22 protein-coding genes and 1 pseudogene are annotated in these 23051 nt (G+C 75.8%); 9 read left to right on the top strand and 14 right to left on the bottom strand.

Features of this window, described 5'->3' with window-relative positions:
- Positions 1-48 precede the first annotated feature (48 nt).
- Positions 49-444 carry an SRPBCC family protein gene (locus KDL28_RS35695; RefSeq protein WP_252445841.1) on the top strand — a complete coding sequence of 132 codons (396 nt, stop codon included), beginning with the start codon at positions 49-51 and terminating at the stop codon, positions 442-444.
- A gap of 2 nt (positions 445-446) precedes the next feature.
- Here KDL28_RS35695 and KDL28_RS35700 read toward each other — a convergent pair whose 3' ends face one another.
- Complete coding sequence (locus KDL28_RS35700; protein WP_252445842.1) at positions 447-1646, bottom strand: hypothetical protein; 1200 nt, start codon at positions 1644-1646, stop codon at positions 447-449.
- 33 nt (positions 1647-1679) lie between these two features.
- Positions 1680-3170, bottom strand: coding sequence for an FAD-dependent monooxygenase (locus KDL28_RS35705; protein WP_252445844.1), 1491 nt, complete (start codon positions 3168-3170; stop codon positions 1680-1682).
- 75 nt (positions 3171-3245) lie between these two features.
- Between KDL28_RS35705 and KDL28_RS35710 the strand changes: the two genes are divergently transcribed.
- Positions 3246-4025 (top strand): TetR/AcrR family transcriptional regulator, encoded by a 780-nt coding sequence (locus KDL28_RS35710; RefSeq protein ID WP_252445846.1) that lies wholly within the window; start codon positions 3246-3248, stop codon positions 4023-4025.
- A gap of 65 nt (positions 4026-4090) precedes the next feature.
- On the opposite strand, the gene KDL28_RS35715 is transcribed toward KDL28_RS35710, so the two are convergent.
- A complete protein-coding gene (locus KDL28_RS35715) occupies positions 4091-4297 on the bottom strand; it encodes a helix-turn-helix domain-containing protein (protein WP_252445847.1) in 207 nt (68 codons plus the stop codon).
- Between the two features lie 417 nt (positions 4298-4714).
- Here KDL28_RS35715 and KDL28_RS35720 point away from each other — a divergent pair, with 417 nt between their 5' ends.
- The 6 genes from KDL28_RS35720 to KDL28_RS35745 are packed head-to-tail and all read left to right on the top strand — an operon-like array spanning position 4715 to position 10839.
- Positions 4715-5569 (top strand): DMT family transporter, encoded by an 855-nt coding sequence (locus tag KDL28_RS35720; protein WP_252445849.1) that lies wholly within the window; start codon positions 4715-4717, stop codon positions 5567-5569.
- A complete protein-coding gene (locus tag KDL28_RS35725) occupies positions 5566-6567 on the top strand; it encodes a 3-oxoacyl-ACP synthase III family protein (RefSeq protein WP_252445850.1) in 1002 nt (333 codons plus the stop codon). Before KDL28_RS35720 ends, KDL28_RS35725 begins: the two co-directional genes overlap by 4 nt.
- Before the next feature lie 2 nt (positions 6568-6569).
- Positions 6570-7319, top strand: a complete 750-nt coding sequence (locus tag KDL28_RS35730; protein ID WP_252445852.1) for a glycosyltransferase family 2 protein — start codon at positions 6570-6572, stop codon at positions 7317-7319.
- A complete protein-coding gene (locus tag KDL28_RS35735) occupies positions 7312-8433 on the top strand; it encodes a cytochrome P450 (RefSeq protein WP_252445854.1) in 1122 nt (373 codons plus the stop codon). Before KDL28_RS35730 ends, KDL28_RS35735 begins: the two co-directional genes overlap by 8 nt.
- Positions 8426-9946 carry a class I adenylate-forming enzyme family protein gene (locus KDL28_RS35740; RefSeq protein ID WP_252445855.1) on the top strand — a complete coding sequence of 507 codons (1521 nt, stop codon included), beginning with the start codon at positions 8426-8428 and terminating at the stop codon, positions 9944-9946. The genes KDL28_RS35735 and KDL28_RS35740 overlap by 8 nt, the downstream gene beginning before the upstream one ends.
- Positions 9931-10839, top strand: coding sequence for an NAD-dependent epimerase/dehydratase family protein (locus tag KDL28_RS35745; RefSeq protein ID WP_252445857.1), 909 nt, complete (start codon positions 9931-9933; stop codon positions 10837-10839). Before KDL28_RS35740 ends, KDL28_RS35745 begins: the two co-directional genes overlap by 16 nt.
- Here the strand turns inward: KDL28_RS35745 and KDL28_RS41880 are convergent.
- Positions 10769-12028: a cytochrome P450 gene (locus tag KDL28_RS41880; protein ID WP_252445858.1), complete on the bottom strand. Its 1260-nt coding sequence runs from the start codon at positions 12026-12028 to the stop codon at positions 10769-10771. The genes KDL28_RS35745 and KDL28_RS41880 overlap by 71 nt on opposite strands.
- 58 nt (positions 12029-12086) lie before the next feature.
- Positions 12087-13442, bottom strand: a complete 1356-nt coding sequence (locus KDL28_RS35755) for an RNA-guided endonuclease InsQ/TnpB family protein (protein WP_308216113.1) — start codon at positions 13440-13442, stop codon at positions 12087-12089.
- On the opposite strand from KDL28_RS35755, the gene tnpA reads away from it, so the two are divergent.
- Positions 13324-13728, top strand: coding sequence for an IS200/IS605 family transposase (gene tnpA, locus KDL28_RS35760; protein WP_252445925.1), 405 nt, complete (start codon positions 13324-13326; stop codon positions 13726-13728). The genes KDL28_RS35755 and tnpA overlap by 119 nt on opposite strands.
- Positions 13729-13937: 209 nt before the next feature.
- On the opposite strand, the pseudogene KDL28_RS35765 reads toward tnpA, so the two are convergent.
- The 9 genes and pseudogenes from KDL28_RS35765 to KDL28_RS35805 all read right to left on the bottom strand — a co-directional run.
- Positions 13938-14351 (bottom strand): annotated as a pseudogene (locus tag KDL28_RS35765) (GNAT family N-acetyltransferase); the annotation flags it as partial.
- Positions 14352-14393: 42 nt separating this feature from the next.
- Positions 14394-15521: a serine hydrolase domain-containing protein gene (locus tag KDL28_RS35770; protein ID WP_252445860.1), complete on the bottom strand. Its 1128-nt coding sequence runs from the start codon at positions 15519-15521 to the stop codon at positions 14394-14396.
- Between the two features lie 121 nt (positions 15522-15642).
- Positions 15643-16680, bottom strand: coding sequence for a methylenetetrahydrofolate reductase C-terminal domain-containing protein (locus tag KDL28_RS35775; RefSeq protein WP_252445862.1), 1038 nt, complete (start codon positions 16678-16680; stop codon positions 15643-15645).
- Positions 16677-18062 (bottom strand): amidohydrolase family protein, encoded by a 1386-nt coding sequence (locus KDL28_RS35780; RefSeq protein ID WP_252445865.1) that lies wholly within the window; start codon positions 18060-18062, stop codon positions 16677-16679. The genes KDL28_RS35775 and KDL28_RS35780 overlap by 4 nt, the downstream gene beginning before the upstream one ends.
- On the bottom strand, positions 18059-18829 hold the full coding sequence (locus KDL28_RS35785) for a creatininase family protein (protein WP_252445868.1): 771 nt from the start codon (positions 18827-18829) through the stop codon (positions 18059-18061). Before KDL28_RS35785 ends, KDL28_RS35780 begins: the two co-directional genes overlap by 4 nt.
- Positions 18830-20194, bottom strand: coding sequence for an FAD-binding oxidoreductase (locus tag KDL28_RS35790; RefSeq protein ID WP_252445869.1), 1365 nt, complete (start codon positions 20192-20194; stop codon positions 18830-18832).
- Entirely contained in the window at positions 20191-21372 is a 1182-nt protein-coding gene (locus KDL28_RS35795) for a substrate-binding domain-containing protein (protein WP_252445870.1), read from the bottom strand. Before KDL28_RS35795 ends, KDL28_RS35790 begins: the two co-directional genes overlap by 4 nt.
- Before the next feature lie 40 nt (positions 21373-21412).
- The gene (locus KDL28_RS35800; protein ID WP_252445872.1) at positions 21413-22294 is read right to left on the bottom strand and encodes an ABC transporter permease; all 882 of its coding nucleotides are present in this window, start codon (positions 22292-22294) and stop codon (positions 21413-21415) included.
- Positions 22291-23037 (bottom strand): ABC transporter ATP-binding protein, encoded by a 747-nt coding sequence (locus tag KDL28_RS35805; RefSeq protein ID WP_252445874.1) that lies wholly within the window; start codon positions 23035-23037, stop codon positions 22291-22293. Before KDL28_RS35805 ends, KDL28_RS35800 begins: the two co-directional genes overlap by 4 nt.
- Between the last annotated feature and the right edge of the window lie 14 nt (positions 23038-23051).

Here is a 23051-nt window from a genome sequence, read left to right on the forward strand (position 1 = left end):
CACCCGGGTTTCCCGACGGCGGTCGGTGCGCCCTGCCATCATCGCGAGATGTTCGAGTCACGACACCTCAGCATCTCGATCGCCCGGCCATGGCGGGAGGTCTACGACTTCGCCGTCGCGCCGGCCAACCTTCCGCAGTGGGCGGCGGGCCTGGCCGGGTCGACGGTGGAGCTGATCGACGGCGACTGGGTCACCGACTCCCCGATGGGCCGGGTCAAGGTGGCCTTCGCCGAGGCCAACGAGTTCGGCGTGCTCGACCACGACGTCACGCTGCCCACCGGCGAGGTGGTGACCAACCCCGTGCGCGTCTTCGCCAACGGCGACGGCTGCGACGTCGTGTTCAGCGTGCGCCGCCGCGACGGCATGTCCGAGGCCGACCTCGACCGCGACGCCGGTGTCGTGCAGGAGGACCTGCGGACCCTGCGCGCGCTGATGGAGGCCTGAGCTCAGGCCAGCCCGACGACCAGCACCGCGACCAGCACGGCGAGCGCGACGGCGGCGGCCGCCCCGATCGCCGTGCGCGGCGCCGCGGTCGCGGGGCCGCTCGGCCCGCCCGGGCGCCCGGTCCGCCGCCGAGCGGTGCGCAGGCCCACGAGCACCAGCAGCGCCCCGGCGACGAGCAGCGCCAGCGCCGCGGACAGCACGTCGGGGAACCACCGGCCCATCACGAGCGGGACGGTCACCAGCGTCACCACCGAGCCCACGCCGAGCAGCACCAGGTCGCGGGCGAGCACCCCGGCCACCACGAGCACGGCCGCGGTGAGCACGGCCAGCGCGCTGCCCGCCGTGGTGTCCACGGTGAGCAGGGCCCCGACGCCGGCCGCGGCGCCGCCGCACACGTCGGCGCTGACCCGGTCGCCCACCACCGCGCCCCAGCCCAGCAGCAGCCAGACCACGCCCGCGCCCCACACCGCGATCCCGACGGCGTGCTCGTCGCCGTCGGGCAGGAGCGCGGCCGCGCAGCCCGCGGTGATCACCGCGGCCACCACGAACCCGGCGTGCTGGGCCGGGGTGGCGCTGCGCGCCCACAGCAGGGCGGCCAGCGCCGCCGCCCCGCCCGCGGCCACCAGCGGGGTCCACCCGTCGGGCAGGCCGATGACCTCGCCTGCGAGCAGGCCGAGCGCGCCCGCCGCGGCCACCTCGCCGAGCAGCCAGCTCACCGCCCGCAGCCGGCGCCCGCTGTCGTCGGCGCCGCCGGTGTCGCTCCCGGTGGCGCTGCCGGGGCGCCCGGCGGGGGCCGCGGCCCCGACCCCGAGCAGCAGGGCGGCGGCCACCAGCACCAGGCCGAGCCGGCCGGCCGGGCCCAGCACGTCCCAGAACGTCCCGGAGATGACCACCGCGGCGACCAGCACCAGCGCCCCGCCGACGTAGCCGAGGCCCTCGGCCACCAGCGACCCGCGCTGGGGCTGCGGCCCGGGATCCGACCGGGGCGGTGCGGTCGGCTCGCCGATGCCATCCGCACCGTGAGTGTCGTGAGTGTCGTGAGTGTCGTCGATTCCGTCGGTGTCGGTGGCGCCGTCGGTGCCGTCGAGGCCCTCGGCGGCCCGGATGCGCTCGGCCTGCTCCGCGGTGATCAGCCCGCCGTCGACCCACCGCCGCAGCAGGACGGCCACGTCGGTCGCCGCCGTGCCGTGCTCGCTCCCCATCGCAGGAGTGTGGCCCACCGACGGGGCGCGGCCTCAACCCGACACGGTGACGGGCGCGGCCAGCAGGTCGGCGCGGACGCGGGTGGCGGTGGCCGGATCGTCGCCGCGCCAGGCCACGACCTGGTCGGGGCGCACGAGCGCGCACCGCCCGGGCGGCAGACCGTCGAGCTCGACGGCGTGCACGGGCAGGTCCTCGACGGCGGTGGCGGCCGTCGGCCCCCCGGACAGCAGCGCCCAGCCGGGCCCGGCCAGGTCCACGGTGGAGCGGGTGCGCGCGGCGTCGAGCCAGCGGTGCGGCAGCGGGGTGCCGACCCGGACCGCGGGGGCGTACTCCGTCACCGGCTCGGCGTCGGCGACGTCGTCGGGGCCGAGCACGAGCGCCCCCGCCGGGTACCGGAACCGCCCGCCCGCCAGCACGTAGGGATGGGCGAGCGTTGGGTCTGCCGCGGCGGTGGGATCGGCGAAGCCCGCCGTGCGGCGGGTGGACTGGTCGGCGGCGAACCAGCCGGCCGCGCGGCGCTCGGCGTCGTAGGAGTCGAGCAGGCCCGGTCCCGCCCGCCCGGACAGCACCGCGGCCAGCTTCCAGGCCAGGTTGTGCGCGTCGAGGATGCCGGTGTTGGCCCCCGCGGCGGCGAACGGCGGCATGACGTGCGCCGCGTCGCCTGCGAGCAGCACCCGGCCCGCGCGGAAGCGGTCGGCGACGAGCATCTCGGCCCGCCAGCGCATCAGCGACAGGACCTCGAGCTCGGGGGCCGGCACGCCCAGCGCCGTGCGCAGGAGCGCGGGCCAGTCGTGGTCGAGGCCGTCGGGGCCCATGTACACCCAGCGGTGGCGGCCGTCGACCGAGGCCAGCACGCCGGGGGCCGCCGGGTGGGAGATGTGGCACAGGTTGAACTCCCGCCCGCGCACGACCTCGCCCAGGTCGGCCCGGAAGTACGCGGAGACCGTCGGCGCGCCGACGGCGCCCCGGCCGGACCCGGTGATGCCCAGGGCCTCGCGCCCCCGGGAGCGGGCGCCGTCGGCGGCCACCAGGTACTGCGCGCGCAGCGACTCGCGCTCGCCGCGGCCGTGGTCGACCAGCTCGACGACGACGCCGTCGTCGCGCTGGTCGAAGGCCGTCAGCTCGGTCTGGAACCGGACGCTCGCCCCGGCGTCGACGGCCGCCGCCCGCAGCACCGGTTCGAGCAGGTCCTGGGCGATCAGGGTGGGCGGCTCCGGGGAGATGTCGGCCTCCGCTTCGGCCGACCCCGGCGGCGACCACAGCGGCAGTCGCTCCGCCTCGGCCAGGGTGCGCCCCGCCGCCATGTGGTCGTGGCCGACGAGGTCCTTCGCGGCGTCGTGCACGGTGGCGGCCAGCCCGAGCTCGCGGAAGACCTCCATCGAGCGGGTGTGGAAGCGGCGCGCCTTGGGCTGCGCGGAGGTCGTCGCGCGCTTCTCCACGAGGGTGACCTCGACCCCGTGCTGGCGCAGCAGGAGGGCGGTGGTCAGCCCGACCAGGCCGCCGCCGGCGAGGAGCACGGGCACGGAACGTGTACGTTGTCCACTCATGATGTACGTTGTACACGAGGCCGTGAACGGCGTCCACTAGACTCCCCCGCGATGACTCCCGACCCGCCCCGCGATGGTCCGGGCCCCGCCCCGGCCGTGCGGTTCGACGCGGTGCGCCCCCCGGCCTCGCAGCCGACGCACGTGGCCCCGCACAACCGCCCCGCCGAGCCGCTCAGCCGCGCGCGGATCGTCGCCGCCGCGATGGACCTGGCCGACGCCGAGCCGCACGGCGAGATCACCATGCGCGCGTTGGCCGGGCGCCTCGGCGTCCGCAGCCCGATGGCGCTCTACCGCTACGTGGGCAGCAAGGACGGCCTGGCCGACCTGATGATGGACGAGGTCTTCGGGCTCGTCACCGTGCGCCGCGGGGAGGGCTGGCGGGTCGCGCTGCGCAGCATGGGCCGCACCGGGTGGGAGGCGGTCCAGCGGCACCCGTGGTTCGCCCGGCTCGCCTTCGCCCGCCCGCCCCTCGGCCCCAACGCCCTGGCCATGTACGACGCGGCGTTCGCCGAGCTCGAACCGCTCGGCCTCGACGCCGCGGCCACCGCGGGTTCGGTCAACACGGTGCTCGGCCACGTGTTCGGCTCCGGACTGGCACTGCTGGAGGAGAACGCGATGCGCGCCCGCCACGGCGTGCTCAGCGACGAGCAGCTCACCGAGATGGCCGCGCCGTTCCACGCCGCCATCGCCGAGAGCGGCCGCTACCCGCACTTCAGCCGCTGGGTGGCCGACCCCGCCCGGCACGACCCGCCCCCGCAGTCGTTCGAGCAGATCCTGGAGTGGCTGCTCGACGGCCTGGCCACCCTCGACGGGGCGCGGACCGGGCGGTAGTCCGCCGACCGCTCCCACCGCACCAGCAGGTACTGACCGGGCGACGCGAAGGACCAGGAGACCGTTCAGTCGCCTCGCCTGCGGCGGATCTCCTCGGCCTGCCGGTCGACGTCCTCGACCAGGAACCGGGAGTGCCCGCCGAGCGTGCGCGAGGTCGGCGTGATCAAGCCGGTCTCCGGCCACTTGCCCACCGTCCGCGGCGCAACCCCGAGGTGGCGAGCGACCTCGGCGCTGGTCAGGTAGCGCACGCCCGGCCGCGGATGATCCGCCATGCCGATCATGCTAGGTGTACTGGCTGGTCGGATCGGGAGATCTTTACTGTAGGTGCTGACCTTGCTATCTGCGCCGAGTTGGATGGGCCCATGACCCCGCTCCCCTCCTCGGCCTCGACGGCTTCGCGGCCGAGACGGCGCGCTGCGGTGGGCTGCCGCAGCGACTGCTGGAACTGCACGCCGACGACGGGACCGGCCGGTGCCGGCTCTGCTCGGCGGGCGCGCAGACCGGCCGCTACCAGCACCCGTGCACCCTGCGGATCCTGGCCACGGAGGCGCTGGTCATCCAGCGCCGCGGCCGCGCCGAAGAGGCGTAGGACGGCGGGAGACGGCGGGGGTGGTTTCCCGCAGTACTGCGCAGCGTGACTGCGTAGGGCTACGGAAGGCCTGGTCACGGGCGGCGGATAGCCTCCGATCATGCCCGTCCCCGCAGCCGCAGACCCCGCCCTGGGGGTGAGTCTCGCCCTCGGCGCCGCGGTGGTCTTCGGCCTGGGCAGCGCCGCGCAGCAGCGCGTCGTCGCCCGGGTGCGCGCCGACGCCGCGCTGGTGCGCGAGCCGCAGTGGACCGCGGGCGTGGCGGCGGTCGGGGTGGGGACGGCGCTGCAGCTCACCGCGCTCGCGTTCGCCCCGGTGGCGCTGGTGCAGCCGCTGGGGGTGACGAGCGTGCTGGTGGCCGCGTCGGCCGCGCGCCACCGGCTCGACCGGACCAGCGTGCTCGGCGCGGTGGCGTGCGCCGGCGGCCTGGCCGGCTTCCTGCTGCTGGCCCGACCGGGTCCGGCCCTGCCCGGCGCGGTGGCGACGGAGGGTGCCGGGGCGCTCGCCGTCCTGCTGGTCGTCGCCCTGGTCGTCGCGCTCGTGGCCGCCCGCCACAGCACCGGTGAGGTGCGGGCGGTGGCGCTGGGCGTTGCCGCGGGCGCCTGCTACGGGATCTCGGCGGGGCTGCTCACGGTGGTCGTGGCGCAGGTCCGGCTGGGCGGGCTCGCCGCGGCGTCCGTGCACCCCGCGCTGTACGCCGCGGCCGTGGTCGGGCCGGCCGGGTTCGTGCTCAGCCAGCACGCGTTCCGCGGGGCCCGCTCGGCCGCGCCCGTGCTGGCCGTGCTCACCACGGTCGACCCGCTGGTCGCGGTGGCGGTCGGGGTCTGGTGGCTGGGCGAGCGGATCGTCGCCACGCCGGTCGCGCTGGCCGGCGAGGCGCTGGCGGCCCTGGCCGTGCTGGGCGGGGTGGTCGCGGTGGCCCGCGGCGGCGCCCGACGGGCGGTGGTGCCGGCGTGAGGGCGCGCATCGCGGGCGTGGCGACCTTCCTGCCCGAGCGGCGGATGAGCAGCCGCGAGGTCGAGGAGCGGGTGGGTCGGGAGAGCGCCGGGTTCGCCCCGCGGCCCGGGATCGTCGAGGCGATGACCGGCATCCGGGCCCGCTCGGTCGCCGACCCCGACGTGCAGGCCTCCGACCTGGCCGTGGCCGCGGCGGCGAAGCTGCTGGCCGACACCGGCGTCGAGACCGCCGACCTCGACCTGGTGCTGTTCGCCTCGGCCTCGCAGGACATGGCCGAGCCGGCCACCGCGCACATGGTGTGCGCCAAGCTCGGCGCGAGCTGCCCGACCTTCGACGTCAAGAACGCCTGCAACAGCCTGCTCAACGGCATCCAGGTGGCCGAGGCGATGATCGTCACCGGGCAGGCGCGACGGGTGCTGGTCGCCACGGGCGAGACGCCCTCGCGCGCGATCCGCTGGCGGGTGCGCGACTTCGCCCAGTTCGTCGAGGCCTTCCCCGGCTACACGCTGGCCGACGCGGGCGCCGCGGTGCTGCTGGAGCCGGCCGCGACGGGCGGGATCCTGCACCGCTCGTTCGTCGCCGACTCGACGCAGTGGGCGGTGGGGACGCTGCCCGGCGGCGGTTCGGCGCACCCGCGCGAGGCCGACGCCACCTACTTCCGGATGGACGGGCCCGCGCTGCGCCGGGCGTTCCTGTCGCTGGGCCGAGGCCCGCTCGACGCCGCGCTGGCCGAGACCGGGCTGGTCTGGGACGACTTCGCGGCGATCTGCGTGCACCAGGTGACCGAGCCGTACCTGCGGACGTTCGTGGCGGGCAGCGGGATCCCGGCCGAGCGGCTGGTCGTCACGCTGCCCGAGCACGGCAACCTGGCCTCGGCCAGCCTGGCGTTCGGGCTGGCGACCGCGCTGGAGCAGGGCCGCGCCGGGCCCGGCGACCGGGTCGCGCTGATCGGGCTGGCCGGTGGGGTCAGCCTCGGCGTGCTGTTCGCGGAGCTGTGAGCGTGGACCTCTGGGTGGTCGTCCCGGCCTACGACGAGGAGCGCGGCATCGGCGCCACCCTGCGCGCGCTGGCCGCCCAGCGCGACCGCGACTTCCGGCTGGTCGTGGTGGACAACGCCAGCACCGACCGGACGGCCGACGTCGTCCGCGCCGCCGGCGTGGAGGTGGTCACCGAGGCGCGCAAGGGCACCGGCGCCGCCGCCGACACCGGCGTGCGGCACGCGATCGCCCGCGGCGCCACCCACATCGCCCGCACCGACGCCGACTGCCTGCCCGACCCGGACTGGACCGCGGCGATCCGGCGCGGCTTCGCGGCAGGGCTGGAGCTGATCGGCGGGCGGCTGCGCCCGCGCACCGACGAGGTCGCGCTGCGCTGGTGGGAGCGCTCCCTGCTGCCCTCGGTCGTCGAGGCGGCCGCGGTGTTCGGCCGGTTCCGCCCGGGCAACCGCGACCCGGCCTACCGCGGGCCCTACGTGATGTGCCCGGGCTGCAACCTGGCCATCACCGCCGGGCTCTACGAGGCCAGCGGCGGGTTCCCGCGCACCGCGATCGAGGAGGTGCACGAGGACCGCGCGCTGGTCAACCGCGTCCGCCGGATCACCGACGCCTACGGGCGGCGCAACGACGCGGTGGTGCGCGGGTCGGTGCGCAGGCTGCGGGCCTACGGCCTGCGCGACACGCTGGCCTGGTACGCCGACCACCGGGTCCGGCCCGACGTCGTCGACGTGCGGTGGGCGGGGCCCGATGGGTGAGACCCTGCTGCACCTGGCCGCGCACCCGCTGGCGTTCCCGTTCCTGCGCCTGGTCGGGCGCTGCGGGCCGGTCGTGCGGGTGCCCGGGATCGGGGTCGTCGTCAACGACGCGGCGGTGGCCCACCGGGTGCTGCGCGACACCACCGCGTTCGGCAAGAGCGGGCGCGGGTCGTCCGGGGCGCTGTGGACGCCGGTGCTCGGGCCGTCGGTGCTGCTCAACATGGACGGTCCCGCGCACACCGAGCTGCGCCGCAAGCTCGCCGGGCTGTTCACCCCCGCCGCCGTGGAGGCGATCTGCGCCGACGTGCTCGCCGCCCCGCTGGCCCGGGCCGAGCGGCGGCTCGCCGCCGGGGGGACCGTCGACCTGGTCGACCTGGCCCGCACCTGCGCCGGCGCGGTGATCTGCGCGATCGTCGGGCTGGACGCCGACGAGGCCGAGTGCCGGCGGATGTTCGCCCGCGGCGAGGAGATCGCCGCGACCGTGCGGCTGTCGACCAAGCAGCTCTCGGACCGGCAGGTGGCGACGGCGCGGCGGGTGCTCGGCGGGATCACCGGGCCCGCCGCGCGCGCCTACGCGGCGGGCGACCCGAGCACCGTGGTCGGGCGGATGCGGGAGCTCGGGCTGTCCGAGCGGGAGGCGCTCGGCGCCGCGGCCGCCTTCTTCCTGACCGGCACCGAGACCGTGGCGTCGTTCCTGCCCAGGCTGGTCGCGCTGCTGTGCGACCACGACCGCCAGGACGCCGAGCCGGGCGCGGCGGTGGAGGAGGCGCTGCGGCTCACCACGCCGAGCCCGGTGATGCTGCGCGCGGTCACCGCGGCGGCGCGCGTCGGGACGGTGCGCGTGCGACCGGGCCAGCGGGTCGTGATCGCCACCTACAACTGCACGCGGGTCCCCGGGCGCGGGTTCGCCCCGGAGCGCGCCCGCCCCGACCTCGGGCGGCTGTGGTTCGGCTCCGGGCCGCACTCCTGCATCGGCTACCCGCTGGCCACCGCCCAGATCCGGGCGGTCGCCGGTGCGGTGCTGCGGCACGCCCCGCTGCGGGTGGTGCGCCGCCGCTACGCCACCGGCGTGCTCATCCCGGGCTACCGGGTGCTGGAGGTGGCCCGTGCCTGAGCCGCCCCCGGCCGACCTCCCCGCGTCCGATCTGCTGCAGGACGTACTCGCGCACGCCCAGCGGGCCCCGCGCTCCCCCGCGCTGATCGACGCCCGCGGCCGGCGCACCGACTACGCCGCGCTCGCCCACCGCATCCGCGCCACGGCGGGCGGGCTGCGCGCGCACGGCCTGCGCCCGGGCGACGGCGTGCTGTTCTCGATCCGGCCGGGACCCGACGCCCTGGTGGTCGCCCTGGCCGTGGTCGCGGCCGGGGGCACGGTCGTGTTCGCCGACCCGGGGGTCGGCGCGGAGCTGTTCACCCGGCGCGCGGAGCTGGCCGGGGCCCGCTGGGCCGCGGCCGAGTCGCTGCTCTACGCCGCCGCCGGTCTGCGGCCCGCCCGGCGCTGGGCCCGCCGACGGGGGCTGCTGCTGCCCGACTACGCCGCGCTCGGCGTCCGGCACCTGCGCGCCGGGCCGTGGCTGCCCGGCGTGCCGCGCGGTGCGCTGTCCGCGCGCCGGCTCACCGGTCCCCCGCTCGACCCGGCCCCCGACCCGGACGCCCCGGCGGTCGTGATCTTCACCTCGGGCACCACCGACCGGCCCCGGGGCGTCGTGCACACGCTGCGCACGCTCTCGGCCGGGCTGGGGCTGCTGCAGCAACGCTGCGCGCTGGGGCCCGGCGACGTCGTGCACACCGACCAACTGATGCTCGGCCTGCCCGCGCTGGCCGGTGGGGCGTGCTGGTCGCTGCCGGGCACCCCGCTCGACCCGGCCCGCTACGCCCGCGGGCTGGTCGAGCGGCGGGCGACGCACGCGTTCCTCGTGCCCGCCGACGCGGCCCGCGTCCTGGACGTCGCCCCGCGCTGGCCAGGGGTGCGCGGGGTGCTGCTGGGCGCGGCGCCGGTCGTGCCCGCGCTGCTGCGCCGGGTGCGGGCCGCGGCCCCGGGCGCCGACGTGCTGTGCATCTACGGGATGACCGAGGCGCCGCCCATCGCGATCGCCACCGCCGAGGAGAAGCTCGCCCACACCGGCCCCGGCGACCTGATGGGCACCCCCGCCGCCGGGGTGCGCGTGGGCGCCGTCGACGACGAGCTGGTCGTCGAGGGGCCCCAGGTGTGCCCGCGCTACCTGGGCGGGCCGGCCCACGACCGGGTCCGCACCGGCGACCTCGGCCGCGTCGACGACGCGGGACGGGTGCTGCTGCTCGGTCGGCGCAAGGACATGATCATCCGCGGCGAGCACAACATCTACCCCGGCCTGCACGAGCCGCGGATCGCCGCGCTGCCCGGTGTGGTCGACGCCCTGCTGGTCGGCCTGCCCGACGCGCGCACCGGCGACGAGGAGGTCGTGCTGGCGGTGGTGCTGGAGCCCGGCGCGGCCCTCGACGGGGTGCGCGCCGCGCTGGGTGCCGTCGTGCCCGGCTCGGCGTTCCCCGACCGGGTCGTGGCGATCGACGAGGTGCCCCGGGCCGGGCGCACCCACAAGCCCGACCGGGAGGCGCTCAGGAAGGTGGTGCGGTGCGCCTCGCGGTGACCGGCGCGACCGGGTTCGTCGGCGGGGCGGTGTGCCGGGCCGTGGAGCGGGAAGGCTGGTCGGTGCTGGCGCTGGGCCGCCGGGGCGGCGCGGACGTCCGCTGGGACATCACCGACGGCCCGCTGCCCGACCCGCCCCGCGTGGACGCCGTGGTGCACTGCGCGGGCAGCGTGTCCGACACCGCCGACCGCCGCGCGCAGTGGCGGGCCAACGTCGAGGGCACCGCGAACGTGCTGGCGTCCTTCCCGGGCGCGCGGTTCGTGCACGTCAGCACGGCCAGCGTCTACGACCCCCGGCGCCCGACCGTGCTGGCCACCGAGGACCTCGCCCCCGTCGCGCGCTACCCCGACGCCTACGGCGCGAGCAAGGCCGCCGCGGAGCGCCTGGTCCGCGACCGGCGCCCGGACGCCGTCGTGCTGCGCCCGCACGCCGTCTACGGCCCGGGCGACACCACGCTGCTGCCGCGGGTGCTCGGGGCGGTGCGCCGGGGCGCGCTGGTCGCGGTGGGCGACGGGACCCAGCGGGTCAGCCTCACCTCGGTGGCCAACCTGGTCCGGGCCTGCCTGCTGGCCGCGCGCGGCGACGCCCGCGGCGTCTTCAACGTCACCGACGACGCACCCGTCCTGCTCGCCGACGCGCTGGCCGCGGTGCTGGCCGAGCGCGGGGTCGCGGCCCGGGTCCGGTTCGTCCCGCTGGCGCTGGCGTGGCCGCTGGCCTGCGCGGCCGAGGTCGCGCACCGGTGGCGGGGCCCCGCCGACGCCGGCCCGCCGCGGCTGACCCGCTACGCGGTCACCCACCTGGCCCGGGAGCGCACGCTGGACATCACCGCGGCCCGCACGGTGCTGGGCTACCGGCCGACGCCGACGAGCTTCGCGGGCGCGGCGAGCTGGTGACGACGCGCAGGCTCGCGTAGGAGGGGATGAGCACCCCGCGGGCCGCGCTGCGCCCGACGATCCGCACCGGGCCGGCCGCGAGCAGCCCGGTCACCAGGTGCGCCAGCTCGGCGCGGGCCAGCGCGGCACCCAGGCACAGGTGCCGCCCGGCGCCGAACCAGAGCTGGCGCGACTCGGGCGCGTAGGGCCGGTCCAGGTCGAACCCGCCCGCCCGGTTGTTCGCCGCGTAGGTCAGCACCAGGACGCGCTCGCCCGCGCGCATCCTGGCCGGGCCGACGGCGACGTCGCGGCTCACGCCGCGCCCGATGACCGGCGCCGGCGTGGTCACCCGCAGCCCCTCGCGCACCGCCGCGGGCAGCAGCTCCGGGTCGGCGACCAGCCGGTGCTGCTGGCCGGTGTCGTGCAGCAGGGCGAGCGTGCGGGTCATCGCGGTGGCGGCGGTCTCGGTGCCGGCCACCAGCAGCAGCGCCGAGAGCCCGGACGCCTCCTGCTCGCTCAGGCCCAGCTCGCGGCAGCGTCCGAGCAGCGTCCCGGCCGGGGCCTGCGCGAACGCCCGGGGCACGTTGCGGGTGAGCTCGCCGATGATCGCCTTCGCCTCGGCGACCACGTCCGGGGGCAGCGCGGTCGAGGCGGCACTGCCCAGCGCCAGCCGGGCCAGCCGCTCCCCCGTGGCGAACAGCTCGCGGAAGGCCCGGTCACCGCCGTCGGGCGGGTCGAGCCCGAGCAGCTCGGCCGTCATCCGCCCCACCAGCAGCCGGGACAGGTCGGCCACGTCGACCTCGCCGCCGGCGCGCAGCCGGTCGACCGCGGGTTCCAGCGCGGGCGCGAACACCCGCGCGACCAGCGGGCGGGCCGTCGCGTCGGTGAACAGGTCGCGCGCCCGCCGGCGCAGGTCGGCGTGCCCGGGGCCGTCGAAGATGCGGTGGACGTAGTCGCCGAGCACCTGCGCCCACAGGTGCCCGACGCCGCCCTCGCCGAGCAGCGTGAAGTGCCCCGGGTCGTTCAGCACCGCCCGGGCCAGCACCGGGTCGGTGACCACCCAGCCCAGCCGGGGCACCCGCCGCACCGGCCCGGCCAGCGGCGCGGCGCGCAGCAGCGCGAACAGGGCGGGACGGCTGGCCCACAGCACCGCCGCCTCGTGCCGGGCGGCCAGCCGGGCGGGGTCGCGGTCGATGATCGGGAGTCGCACGATCCCGATTATTTGACTTCCTCCCGGCCGTGAACGGCCGGGATTCCTCGAGGACGGCTCATGCGAGCGCCCCGAGACGGGTTCCTGCTTCGTCGCCGATTGCCAAGACGAGTCCCGGTCTGACACCAGCTCCACAGGCGTTGATGTCCGCCAGCCCGGCGGCCATTCGGCGTCCTTCGGCGAGCACGTTGCGTGCTGCGTTGAGGTCGCGGTCGTGCTCGGTGCCGCACGCGGTGCACGTCCATGCGCGCACCTGCAGCGGCTTGGGTCCGTCGCGGTGCCCACACGTCGAGCACAGCTGCGACGACGGGAACCTGCGGTCGACCTTGACGACGGTCCGGCCGTGATGGGCGGCCTTCTCCTCGATCAGCCGTACCAGCGTGAACCAGCCCGCGTCGTGGATCGACCGGGCCGGCTTCGTCCGCGCCAGACCGGCGACGGACAGGTCCTCCAGGTGGACCGCTTGGTTGTCGCGGACCAGCCGCAGGGCCAGCTTGTGATGCGCGTCGAGCCGGGTCTCCCGCACCTTGCGGTGCAGCACGGCGACCCGACGGACGGCCTTGCGGCGGTTCGCGCTACCGCGCTGCTTGCGGGCGAGGGCCCGCTGCCCGCGGGCGAGACGGCGCTGCGCCTTGCGCAGGTGGCGGGGGTTGGCGATGACCTCCCCGTCGGAGGTGACGGCGAGCCGGTCGAGACCCAGGTCGACGCCCACCTCGGTGGTGATCGGCGGGAGCGGCGCGGGGTCGCGCTCGACGACGAACGACACGTAGTACCGGCCGTCGGCCTCCCGGATCGCCGTGCACGACGACGGCACCGACGGCAGCGGACGCGACCACTCGACGCGCAGGTCCCCGACCTTCGCCACGTACACCCGCCCGTTGTCGCGCAGGGCGAAGCCGTTGCGGGTGAGCCGGATCGACTGCCGGTTGTCCTTCCGCGACCGGAACCGCGGCGCACCCAGCCGTCGGCCGCGGCGCTTGCCGGACAGCGAGTCGAACCGGTTCCGGTACGCACGCCGAGCGTCCTGGCACGCCTGCACCAGCGCGACCGAGGCAACCTCGCCCAGCCACTCCCGTTCCGGGGTTTGCTTCGCCAGAGTGACCACCCGGCGCTGCACCTCGGTGTCGGACAGCTTCTCCCCGGCCGTGTGCGCGTCCTGCCGCACCCGCAGGAAGTCGTTGTAGACCACTCGCGCGCACCCGAACGTCCGCGCCAGCATCTCGACCTGCCCCGGAGTGGGGTAGGCGCGGTACCGGTACCGGACGGTGGGCACGCGATCATCATTCCATTGGTCTATGACTGACGAATCAGCGGTTCGCCGTGGTCGCTCGTGCGTATTCGCCCTACATGCGCACTTGGTCTTCGTGACGAAGTACCGACGCGGGGTGTTCACCGACGAGCACCTGACAGCCATGCAGCCCGTCCTCGCCGACGTGTGCGCCGACTTCGGCGCCGCACTGGTCGAGTTCAACGGGGAGGACGACCACGTGCACCTGCTCGTCGAGTACCCGCCGACCGTGCAGCTGTCCAAGCTGGTGAACAGCCTCAAGGGCGTCTCATCCCGCAGGCTGCGGCAGCAGTTCCGGATACGCGCCCACCGAGACCACCTGTGGTCCCCGTCGTACTTCGCCGCTGCCTGCGGCAGGGCCCCACTCGCGATCATCCGCCAGTACGTCGAGCAACAACGGCGGCCCACCTGAGCGGTCCAGTCGCTTCTACTGCCTACGCAGGGATCGGCTATCCCGGCCGTGAACGGCCGGGATTGCGCCGATAGATCCTTGGTCAGCGCGGACCGCTCCTGCCCGCCGTGGAAATGCGCAGGCGCCACCGCCATCTCGAACCGGCTGCACCGCCACACCTCCCCGGCGTGGCGCACCTCGACGTCGTCGACGTGGCGGAACCCGGCGCGCTCGTAATAGCCGCGCAGCGGACGGTTCTCCGCCCAGCAGTCCAACCGCACCGCGGCCAGGCCGTCGGCGGCCGCGGTGCGCACCGCCCAGCGCAGCATCGCCCCGCCGCTGCCCCGCGCCGCCGGCTCGCGCCGGCCGGCCAGGGAGTGCACGTACAGCGCGGGCAGCGGGTCGACGCCCCACACGTCGGGGTCCTCGCGGACGACCCGCATCGTGGCCAGGACCCGCCCACCGCGGCCGCCGACCCACACCGACCCCTTCGCGCAGCCGCGCTCGACCGGTTCCCGCGGGTAGGGGTGCGGCCACTGGTGGATGCCCCGCCCGACCAGCCAGCCGGCCGCCCCGTCCAGGATCTCCCACACCGGCGTGACGTCGTCCGGGGTGGCCCTGCGCACGTCGAGCTGCTCGGTCATCCGGACCCACCCTGCCCGACCGGGGCCGGATCCGGAACCGGGTCAGCCGCCCGTCCCCAGCGCCGCCGTCGCCAGCCGGTGCACCTGTTCGAAGGCGGTCATCTCGACCGGGTTGAGGTGGTTCTTGGTCACCGCGACCGCGATGCCGGTGGCCGTGTCGGCGTAGGCCGCGCTACCACCGATGCCGGGCATGCCGAAGACGGTCGGCGCGGCGGGCGCCTGGCCCAGGGTGCCCACCGACCAGCCCAGGCCGTAGGTCGCCGGAGCGCCGGTGACCCGGTCGGTGCGGGCCCCGGGGCCGGTGGGGGCCACGGTGGTGATCTCGGCCAGCCGCGCCGGGGAGACCAGCCGCACGCCGTCGACCTCGTCCCGCAGCGCCGCGTACATCCGGGCCAGTGCCCGCGCGGACGCCGTGCCCATGCCCGGGACGTCGTGGCGGAGCAGGTCGGGCCGGTTCGCCAGGGCGGCGTCGGGCACCAGCTCCCGCCCGCCGAAGCGGAACAGCGGCAGGTCGGCGGGCAGCGCGGCGAAGACCGCCGCGCCCCCCGGGTCGTCGACGAAGCGGGCCAGCCGGGCGTGCGCGGCCTCCGGGACGCCGAGGAACAGCTCGTCGGCAACACCCAGCGGGGCGGCCACCTCCTCGGCCAGGACCTGCGAGATCGGCTTGCCGGTCGCCCGCCGCACGACCTCGCCGAGCAGGAAGCCGAAGGTGACGGCGTGGTAGCCGGTGCCCTCGCCGGGCGCCCACACCGGCGCGGTGTCGGCCAGGACCGCGCACACGGCGTCCCAGTCGGTGAGGTCCTCGCGGGTCGTGCCGGGCGGCAGCGACGGCACGCCTGCGGAATGGGTGAGCAGGTGGCGCACGGTGGTCGCCTGCTTGCCGCGCGCGCCGTACTCCGGCCACAGCTCGACGACCGGCGTGTCGTAGCCGAAGGCCCCGCGCTCCACCAGGACGTGCACGACCGTGGCGGTGATCGCCTTGGCCGCGGAGGCCACGAAGAAGAGCGTGTCGGGGGTGACCGGGTGGTCGGCGCCGGGCACCGCGGTCCCGGCGACGGCGTCGACGACGAGCTCGCCGCGCCGGTACACCGCGGCCTGCAGGCCGTCCTCGGCGTCGGTGGCGACCAGGCCGTCGAGGAGGTCCTGCACCTGCTGCTGGAGATCGGACATGTCGTGCCCTCCGGGGTCGGGGCGCCCCGCCGGGCGCCGTCACCGCCTGGTCGGAGCCGACCGCCGCTCCTCGACATCGCCCCGGCCAGTAGTCCGGTGCGAGCGTCCGGCGGACCGGCCCTCAGCCGCCCCCGCCCAGCTCCCGGCCGATCTCGGCGAACGCCGCGGCCAGCCGCGGCTCGGCGCCGGCGGCCGCGCCCCCGCCCAGCAGCACCCCGGCCACGCCCTCGACGTCGAGGAGCTCCCGGGCGTGGGACACGGCGACCCGGACGCCGGCCGCGTACGGGTCGGCGGCGGTCAGCACCTCCTCGACGAAGCCGGCGGGCAGGGCCGCGCCGGCGAAGGAGGCCAGCAGCTCGGCCCCCGGCCGGTCGACGACCACCGGGACGCCCGGGACCAGCGGCAGGTCCGCGCCCGCGGCGCGCACGGCCGCGGCGAACGCGGCCACGTCGGCGGCCTCCCCGCAGTACTGCAGCATCGCCAGCCGGGCGCCCGCGCGGGCCTTCTCGGCCAACCGCGCCGCGCGGTGCGCGACCGGGGGCGCGTTCGGCGACTCGGCCACCGAGACCAGCAACCCGACCGCCCCGGCCAGCGGGACGAGCTCGGTGCCCTCCAGGTCGAACACGGGCGTCGCGTCGGGGCGCAGCCCGCTGAGGGTGTGGTCGCCGGTGACGCAGTGCACCGCGGCCACGCCGGCGTGCGCGAGCGCGGCGATCTCGGCCTCCAGGGCCACCCGGTTGCGGTCGCGGCAGTTCAGCCCGGCCCACACCCGCAGGCCCTCGGCCTGGATCAGCAGCGCCCGGTAGGCCGGCGGGAACTGCACGCGGGAGGTCGCCGCGTCGCCGGCCAGCACCGCGTCGACCGCGCCGCGCAGGATCTGCCCGCACTCCACGATCGAGGCCGCCGACAGCGGTGCGGCGGGCATCCCGGCGAGCACCAGCGGGCGCCGCGCGGCGATCGCGAGCAGTTCCCGCCCCGCGGGGGCGACCCCACCGGAGCCGGGCGGGCCGCGCCACGGCACGACCGGGTCGTCGACGAACACGCAGCGAGCGGTGCCGATCTCGCAGCCGCCGTCGGCCCCGACGCCGCCGCACGGCCCGTAGGTCATGTGCTTGGGGCAGGCCGCGGTGTCGGACGCGGCGCCCGCCGCGGCACTCACAGGGCGGGGTCCAGGCCGGCCGCCCGGGCGGCGCGGGTGATCCGGGCGTGCAGCTCGCCGTCGGCGTCGGCGGCCAGCGGGCTGGTGCACCGGCCCTCCACGCTGGCCGGTCGCCCGCCCACGTAGACCCGCTTGAGGTTGCGCAGCCCGCAGGCCAGCACGTAGGTGGCCGGCACGTCCCACACCGGCCCGGTGCTCGGGGCGCGGTGGTCGACCAGCACGAAGTCGGCGAACTTGCCGACCTCCAGGCTGCCGACCCGGTCGGCAACGCCGAGCACCTCGGCCGAGCCGAGGGTGTGCATGCGCAGCACGTCGCGCGGCATGAGGATCCCGGCGTCGGTGTGCAGCGCGCGGGTCGTGTACAGGCCCATCCGCATGTTGGCGAACGGGTCGGAGATGTCGGTGCAGGACTGGTCGTCCAGCCCGATCCCGACCCGCATCCCGGCCTCGCGCAGCCGCACGACGTCGGCGAACCCGGAGCCGAGCCGGCCGTTGGAGGTGGGCTGCCAGACCATCCCGGCGCCCGCGGCGGCCGCGGTGGCGACCATCTCGTCGGTGGGGTGCACGAAGTGCCCGAACAGGAACCGCGGACCGAGCGCCCCGGCGTCGGCGTACCAGGCGAACTTGGCCCGCTGCACGTCGACGCCCTGCGCGGTCTCCACGAAGTGGGCCTGGTCGATGAGCCCGTGCCGGTCCATCACCACGGCCTCGAGCTGCGCCGTGCGCGGCCCGGCCGCCCACTGCACGGCGCCGAACACCGAGGCCCCGAGGTGCTGGTCGGTCGGCACGAGCTCGGCGGAGGCCGCGACCATGTCGGCGAACACGCCCAGCGTCTCGTCCTCGGGCATCGCCTCGTCGTCGAGCCGGATCGCGTTCATCACCCGGATCCCGGCGTCGGCGGCGGCGGCGAACTGGCGGGTGAGGTAGTCGGTCGGGTGCACCGCGCCGAGCGTGTTCGAGGCCGTGGCCGGGTCGTAGAGCCAGGTCACCCGGGACTGGGTGAAGTTGTAGGCGCTGGTCACGCCGTTGGCCAGGAAGTCGAGCGCGCCGTGCAGGGTGCACCAGTAGAGGTCCTCGGCGTCGGCGTGCGCGAAGACCTCCATCATCGCCCGAACCCACGGGTAGAGCGTCGAGCCCGCCGCGATGCCGCGCAGCCCCGAGGTGAACAGGTGCGAGTGCGCGGAGACGAACCCGGGGGCGACCATCGCCCCACCCGCGTCGAGGACCTCTCCGGCCACCGCCGGCGGGTCGCCCGGTCCGATCCCGGTGATCCGGCCGTCGGCGCCGACGGTCAGCCAGCCGTGGAACCAGTCGGGTCCGGTGTCGGAGACCGGGATGAGCAGGGCGTTGACGACCGTGAGACGGGCGACCGGCAGCGTCACGGGGCGAACCGGTGCGCCTCGGCGATCACCGCGGCCAACCGGCCCACCGCGGCGTCGAACACGGCCTTGCCGTGCTCGGCGGTGGCGCCGGTCGGGTCGCCGATGTGGCCGTCGGGGCCGAAGTCGTCGCTGGTCCAGCCGAAGGACACCGGTTTGCCGAACCCGATCAGCTCGTAGTCGGCCAGGTGCTCGGGCACCCGGCGCACGGCCAGGTCCATGTGCACCAGCTCCGGGCGCAGGTGCAGCATGAGCGAGGTCTCGCCGTGCCCGCCGTGCACGCCCATGCCCAGCTCGCCCGCCGCCGACGAGGTGCCGCCCTGGTCGACCGGGACGCCCAGGTGCGCGAAGAACGTGCGCAGCCCGAACCGGCGCCGGATCTCCCGGCAGGCCACCTGGCCCAGCGCCGAGTTGCCGCCGTGGCCGTTGACGAACAGCAGCCGGCTGATGCCGCTGGTCTGCAGCGAGCGGCCGATGTCGACCAGCGTGCGCATCAGCGTGTCCCAGGACAGCCAGATGGTGCCCGGGAAGGTGTGGTGCTCGTCGGACTTGGTGTAGGCCAGCCCGGGCAGCAGCACGACCGGCACCGACTCCCCCGCGGCGAGCTCCACGGCGGCCTGCGCGGCCTCGGTGGCGGTGACGTGGTCGGTGGAGACGGGCAGGTGCGGGCCGTGCTGCTCGATCGCGCCCAGCGGCAGCACCGCCACCGTGTCCGCCGGCAGCGCGGCGATCTGCGGGGCGGTGAGGTCGGTGAAGCGGGGGACCCCCATCTAGCGCACCCCCATGTTGAGCCGGGTGTCCACGGGCGGCGCGGCGGACAGCTTGCCCGGGTTGAGCAGGCCCTTCGGGTCGGTGCGCTTGGCCGTCTCGATGGCCAGCTCGACGTTGCGGTCGACGTACCACTGGTGCGGCGAGTGCACCCCGACACCCAACGCGTCGAACCGCGGGATCCCGTCCAGCAGCGCCTGCTCGCCGCGGTACTCCGCGACCACCATCGCCCCCGGGCCGTGCTGGAACAGCTCGAGGTGCAGGTGCACCGGGCCCTCGTAGACCTCGCGGACGTCGTCGGGCCGGTCCCACAGCGGCACGCCGCTGGTCTCCATGTGGAACAGGTTGCGCTCCGGGTGCGCGCGCTGCAGGAACCACACCGGGTGGTTGTAGGACATGCCCGACAGGCGGTCGGTCTCCCCGTAGTCGTCCAGGACGGCCACGACGTCGCCGCCGCCCTCGGTGACCAGCGTGCGCAGCTCCTCGACGGTGGACGACTCGGCGATCACGCGCAGGCTGAACCGGGCCGGGTCGAGCTCCACCGAGGCGGTGAGCGTGGGCACCAGTGCGGGCTCGTCGGCCGAGGCGAGCCGGGGCAGCACCGACAGCCCGGTCAGCCGCCGGTGCACCGAGACCAGCTCGCCGTAGGTGTCGAAGGCGGTGTAGACGGCGGTCCAGTCGCGGACGGGGTCGGTGCGCACCTCGACCTCGACGAGGATCCCGGTGACCCCGTAGGTGTGCACGTAGGGGGTGAGGTCGTCGCCGGAGACGGTGAACGTCTCGCCCGAGCCGTCCATCGGCGCGACCGTCGCGGAGACGACGTAGCCGTCGGAGGTCGTGCGGTGCTCGATGGTGCCCGTCCCGGCGCTGCCGCCGCCGATGAACCCGCCCAGCGTCGAGCTCTTGGTCGACGGGTACATCCAGATGTCGCGGCCCTGCGCCCGGATCGCCTTGTCGACCGTGGTCATCCGGGCGCCCGCGCCGGCGCGCAGGGTGCCGTCCGCGGTGAGCCCGAAGGAGTCCAGGCCGCGCAGGTCGAGCAGGATGCCGCCGTCGAACGGGGTGGCCTGGCCGTAGTTGCCGGTGCCCGCTCCGCGGGGGGTGACCGGCACGTCGTGCCGGTAGGCCACGGCCAGGATCTGGGCCACCTGCTCCGGGCGTGTCGGGCGGACCACGGCGTCGGCGACGTAGCGCCCCGCGGGCACCTTCTCCTGCAGCACCGGGGACATGCGCGACCAGTCCGAGGAGACCTTGACCAGCTGGGCGCGGTCGGTGGACACGCCGCCCGCGTCGAGACGGCTGATCTCGGCGCAGGCGGCGGCGGTCCGCTCGGCGGTGCTCGCGGCGGTGCTGTCGGCTGCGGTCATGAGCCCATCTTGATGTTCGGGTCGATGAAGTCGTTGGTGTAGAGCTCGGTCGGGTCCGGGTTGGCCTGGATGGCGCCCTGCTGCTGCAGGATCGGGCCGAACGTGTCCACGATCGTCTGCATCCGGGCCGGGTCGAACTGCCCGAACACCCCCGAGGCCGGGTCGTTCTTCACGAACCCGCCCTCGACCTGCGTCCTGGCCGAGAACTCCGCGACGCCCTCGGAGTAGGTCCAGCCGGTCTGGTACGCGTCGACCAGCTCGACGATCAGCGTGTTGGTCGGGCCGGGCGCGGCCAGGTAGTCGATCTGGGACTGCTGCATGATCGGCACCAGCTTCTCCAGGCAGGGGCGCAGCTCCTCGAGCTTGTCCGCGCGCACGGCCAGCGGCTCGGGGTAGATCGAGTAGCCGTAGTCGGCCAGGTTCTGCTGGCCGATCGGCCTGCCCCACTGGCTGATCTCGTTCTCGTAGATGTAGGACTCGGCCGTGGCGAAGCCCTGCTGCAGGATCGTCGGGTCGGAGACGAACCGGGCGGGCGTGCCCTCGTAGCTGGTGTCGATCTGCTCGGGCCGGATGATCCCCTGGCTCTGCAGCAGCGCCGGGATGATGTCGCCGGAGGTCACCACGGGCACGCCCTTCGCCGCGATGTCCTTGATGGTGCTCAGCCCCGGGTGGCTGGCCGGGTCCCACATCAGGATCTGCGGGCTGACCGTCATCTGCGAGACCACGGCCACCGTGGGCTGCTCGGCCGCCCCGGCGATGGCGTCCTCGGTGTTGACCGCGCCGAGGGTGATCGCCTCGTCGATGTACATCAGCGCCGGGACGGGCTGGAACCCGACGTTCGGCCCGCCCGGGCGGACCTCGATGTCGACGCCGGTGTCCACGCCCTGGGCGACCAGCGAGCCCTTCACCGCCTTGGCGTCGGCGTCGACGGTGTAGTCCGAGCCGACCAGGGCGTACATGGCGCCGTGCTCGGCCTCGGGCTGCCAGTCCTGCTGCATGACGACGGTGGCCGGGCAGCCGGCCCCGGCCAGGTCGAGCGGGCCGCCCGCCTCGGCGGCCGGGGCGGCGGGCGCGGCGCCGGCGTCGCCGCCGCCCGCGTCGCCGCCGCCGCCGCATGCGGACAGCACCAGCGCGGCGGACAGGACGGCCGCCACGGCGACCGGTGGCCTGCGGTTCATGGGGAGCTCCAGGGTGGTGGGAGGGGTTGCCGAACCGGGGTCAGCGCCCGGTGTGGCCGTACCAGCGGCCGACGACGGCCCGGTCCAGCACGGCGAAGACGCTGAACACGAGCACGCCGAACAGCGCGGTCAGGGTGACCGCGACGAGGAGGGCGTCGATCTGCAGGCGCTCGGTGTAGACGCGCAGCAGGCCGCCGATGCCCACCGCGCCCTGCTGGAAGAAGTAGTCGCCGACGATGGCGCCGATGACGGCCAGGCCCGCGGCGTTGCGCAGCCCCGTGAAGATCGACGGGACGGCCGCGGGGAACTGCAGCTTGCGCAGCCGCTGCCAGCGCGAGGCCTTCTTCAGGGTGAACAGGTCGTGCGCGGCCGGGCTGGCCGACTGCAGCCCGAACAGCGTGTTGGCGATCATCGGGAACACCGCGATGATCACGCAGACGACCACCCTGGCCGGGAAGCCGTAGCCCAGCCAGATGCCGATCAGCGGCACCAGCGCCAGGATCGGGATGGTCTGCAGGATCACCGCGTAGGGGTAGAGCACCCGCTCCGCGATCCGCCACTGCGACATCACCACCGCGTAGGCGATGCCCAGCACCACGGCGATGACCAGGCCGACCACCGTCACGCCGAAGGTGCGCCCGAGCGCGGCGGCCATCGGGCCCATCACGCGCGCGTTGGTCAGCGTCTCGCCGAAGACCTCGTGCGGTGGCGGCAGCAGGAACCGCTGGTTCGCCGGCAGCGCCAGGTAGGTGACCGCGTACCAGACGATCGCGATGCCCAGCAGCGCGCCGAGGATCGGCACGGACCGGACCAGCGCGGTGCGCCACCACGGCCCGGGTGCATCCGGTCCGGCGGCGGCCCGCGGCTCGCCCGGCTCGGACAGCAGCGGCGCATCGGCCTGCGCGACCCGCGGCGCGGTCACGAGTGCTCCCCCAGGGTGTGCGACACACGCCCGGTCAGGGCGGCGAACTCGGCGGTGTGGCGCAGGTCGGGGGCGCGCGGGTAGTCCCACGGCACCGGGATCTCGGCCACGATCCGGCCCGGGCGCCCGCTCATCACCAGCACCTTCGTCGACAGGTAGACCGCCTCGGAGACCGAGTGGGTGATGAACAGCCCGGCGAAGCGCTTGAGCCGGAACAGCTTCTGCAGCTCGGTCTGCATGTCCAGCCGGGTGATCTCGTCCAGGGCGCCGAACGGCTCGTCGAACAGGGCCAGCTCCGGCTCGGCGACCAGCGCGCGGGCCAGCGACACCCGCATCCGCATGCCGCCGGAGAGCTGGCGCGGGTGCTGGGACTCGAAGCCGGTCAGCCCGACCAGGTCGAGCGCCTCCTGCGCGCGCTTGCGGCGCTCGGCCTTCGACTCCCCGCGCAGCTCCCCGACCAGCTCGACGTTGCGCGCCGCGCTGCGCCACTCCAGCAGGGTGGCGTCCTGGAAGACGTAGCTGGTCGAGGCGGCGCGGACGTCGATGCTCCCGGCGGTGGCCCGCTCCAGCCCCGAGGCCAGCCGCAGCAGCGTCGACTTCCCGCAGCCCGACGGCCCGACGACCGTCACGAAGTCGCCGGGGCCGAGCCCGAGCGAGACGTCGGTGAGCGCGACCGTGCCCGTGGGGAACCGCTTCGACACCCCCTCCAGCACGAGGGTCCGGGCGCCCCCGGGCTCGGTCACGCTGTGTTGGTCGG

The sequence above is a fragment of the Pseudonocardia humida genome, assembly GCF_023898865.1.
GTDB lineage: Bacteria > Actinomycetota > Actinomycetes > Mycobacteriales > Pseudonocardiaceae > Pseudonocardia > Pseudonocardia humida.

What these genes read in the sequence shown, in the direction of transcription:
- KDL28_RS35770 (WP_252445860.1), bottom strand. Translation starts at nt 15,521, where the DNA reads ATGTCCGATCTCCAGCAGCAGGTGCAGGACCTCCTCGACGGCCTGGTC.
- KDL28_RS35795 (WP_252445870.1), bottom strand. Translation starts at nt 21,372, where the DNA reads ATGAACCGCAGGCCACCGGTCGCCGTGGCGGCCGTCCTGTCCGCCGCG.
- KDL28_RS35720 (WP_252445849.1), top strand. Translation starts at nt 4,715, where the DNA reads ATGCCCGTCCCCGCAGCCGCAGACCCCGCCCTGGGGGTGAGTCTCGCC.
- KDL28_RS35785 (WP_252445868.1), bottom strand. Translation starts at nt 18,829, where the DNA reads ATGGGGGTCCCCCGCTTCACCGACCTCACCGCCCCGCAGATCGCCGCG.
- tnpA (WP_252445925.1), top strand. Translation starts at nt 13,324, where the DNA reads ATGACTGACGAATCAGCGGTTCGCCGTGGTCGCTCGTGCGTATTCGCC.
- KDL28_RS35695 (WP_252445841.1), top strand. Translation starts at nt 49, where the DNA reads ATGTTCGAGTCACGACACCTCAGCATCTCGATCGCCCGGCCATGGCGG.
- KDL28_RS35715 (WP_252445847.1), bottom strand. Translation starts at nt 4,297, where the DNA reads ATGGCGGATCATCCGCGGCCGGGCGTGCGCTACCTGACCAGCGCCGAG.
- KDL28_RS35790 (WP_252445869.1), bottom strand. Translation starts at nt 20,194, where the DNA reads ATGACCGCAGCCGACAGCACCGCCGCGAGCACCGCCGAGCGGACCGCC.
- KDL28_RS35735 (WP_252445854.1), top strand. Translation starts at nt 7,312, where the DNA reads ATGGGTGAGACCCTGCTGCACCTGGCCGCGCACCCGCTGGCGTTCCCG.
- KDL28_RS35710 (WP_252445846.1), top strand. Translation starts at nt 3,246, where the DNA reads ATGACTCCCGACCCGCCCCGCGATGGTCCGGGCCCCGCCCCGGCCGTG.
- KDL28_RS35755 (WP_308216113.1), bottom strand. Translation starts at nt 13,442, where the DNA reads ATGGCTGTCAGGTGCTCGTCGGTGAACACCCCGCGTCGGTACTTCGTC.
- KDL28_RS35700 (WP_252445842.1), bottom strand. Translation starts at nt 1,646, where the DNA reads ATGGGGAGCGAGCACGGCACGGCGGCGACCGACGTGGCCGTCCTGCTG.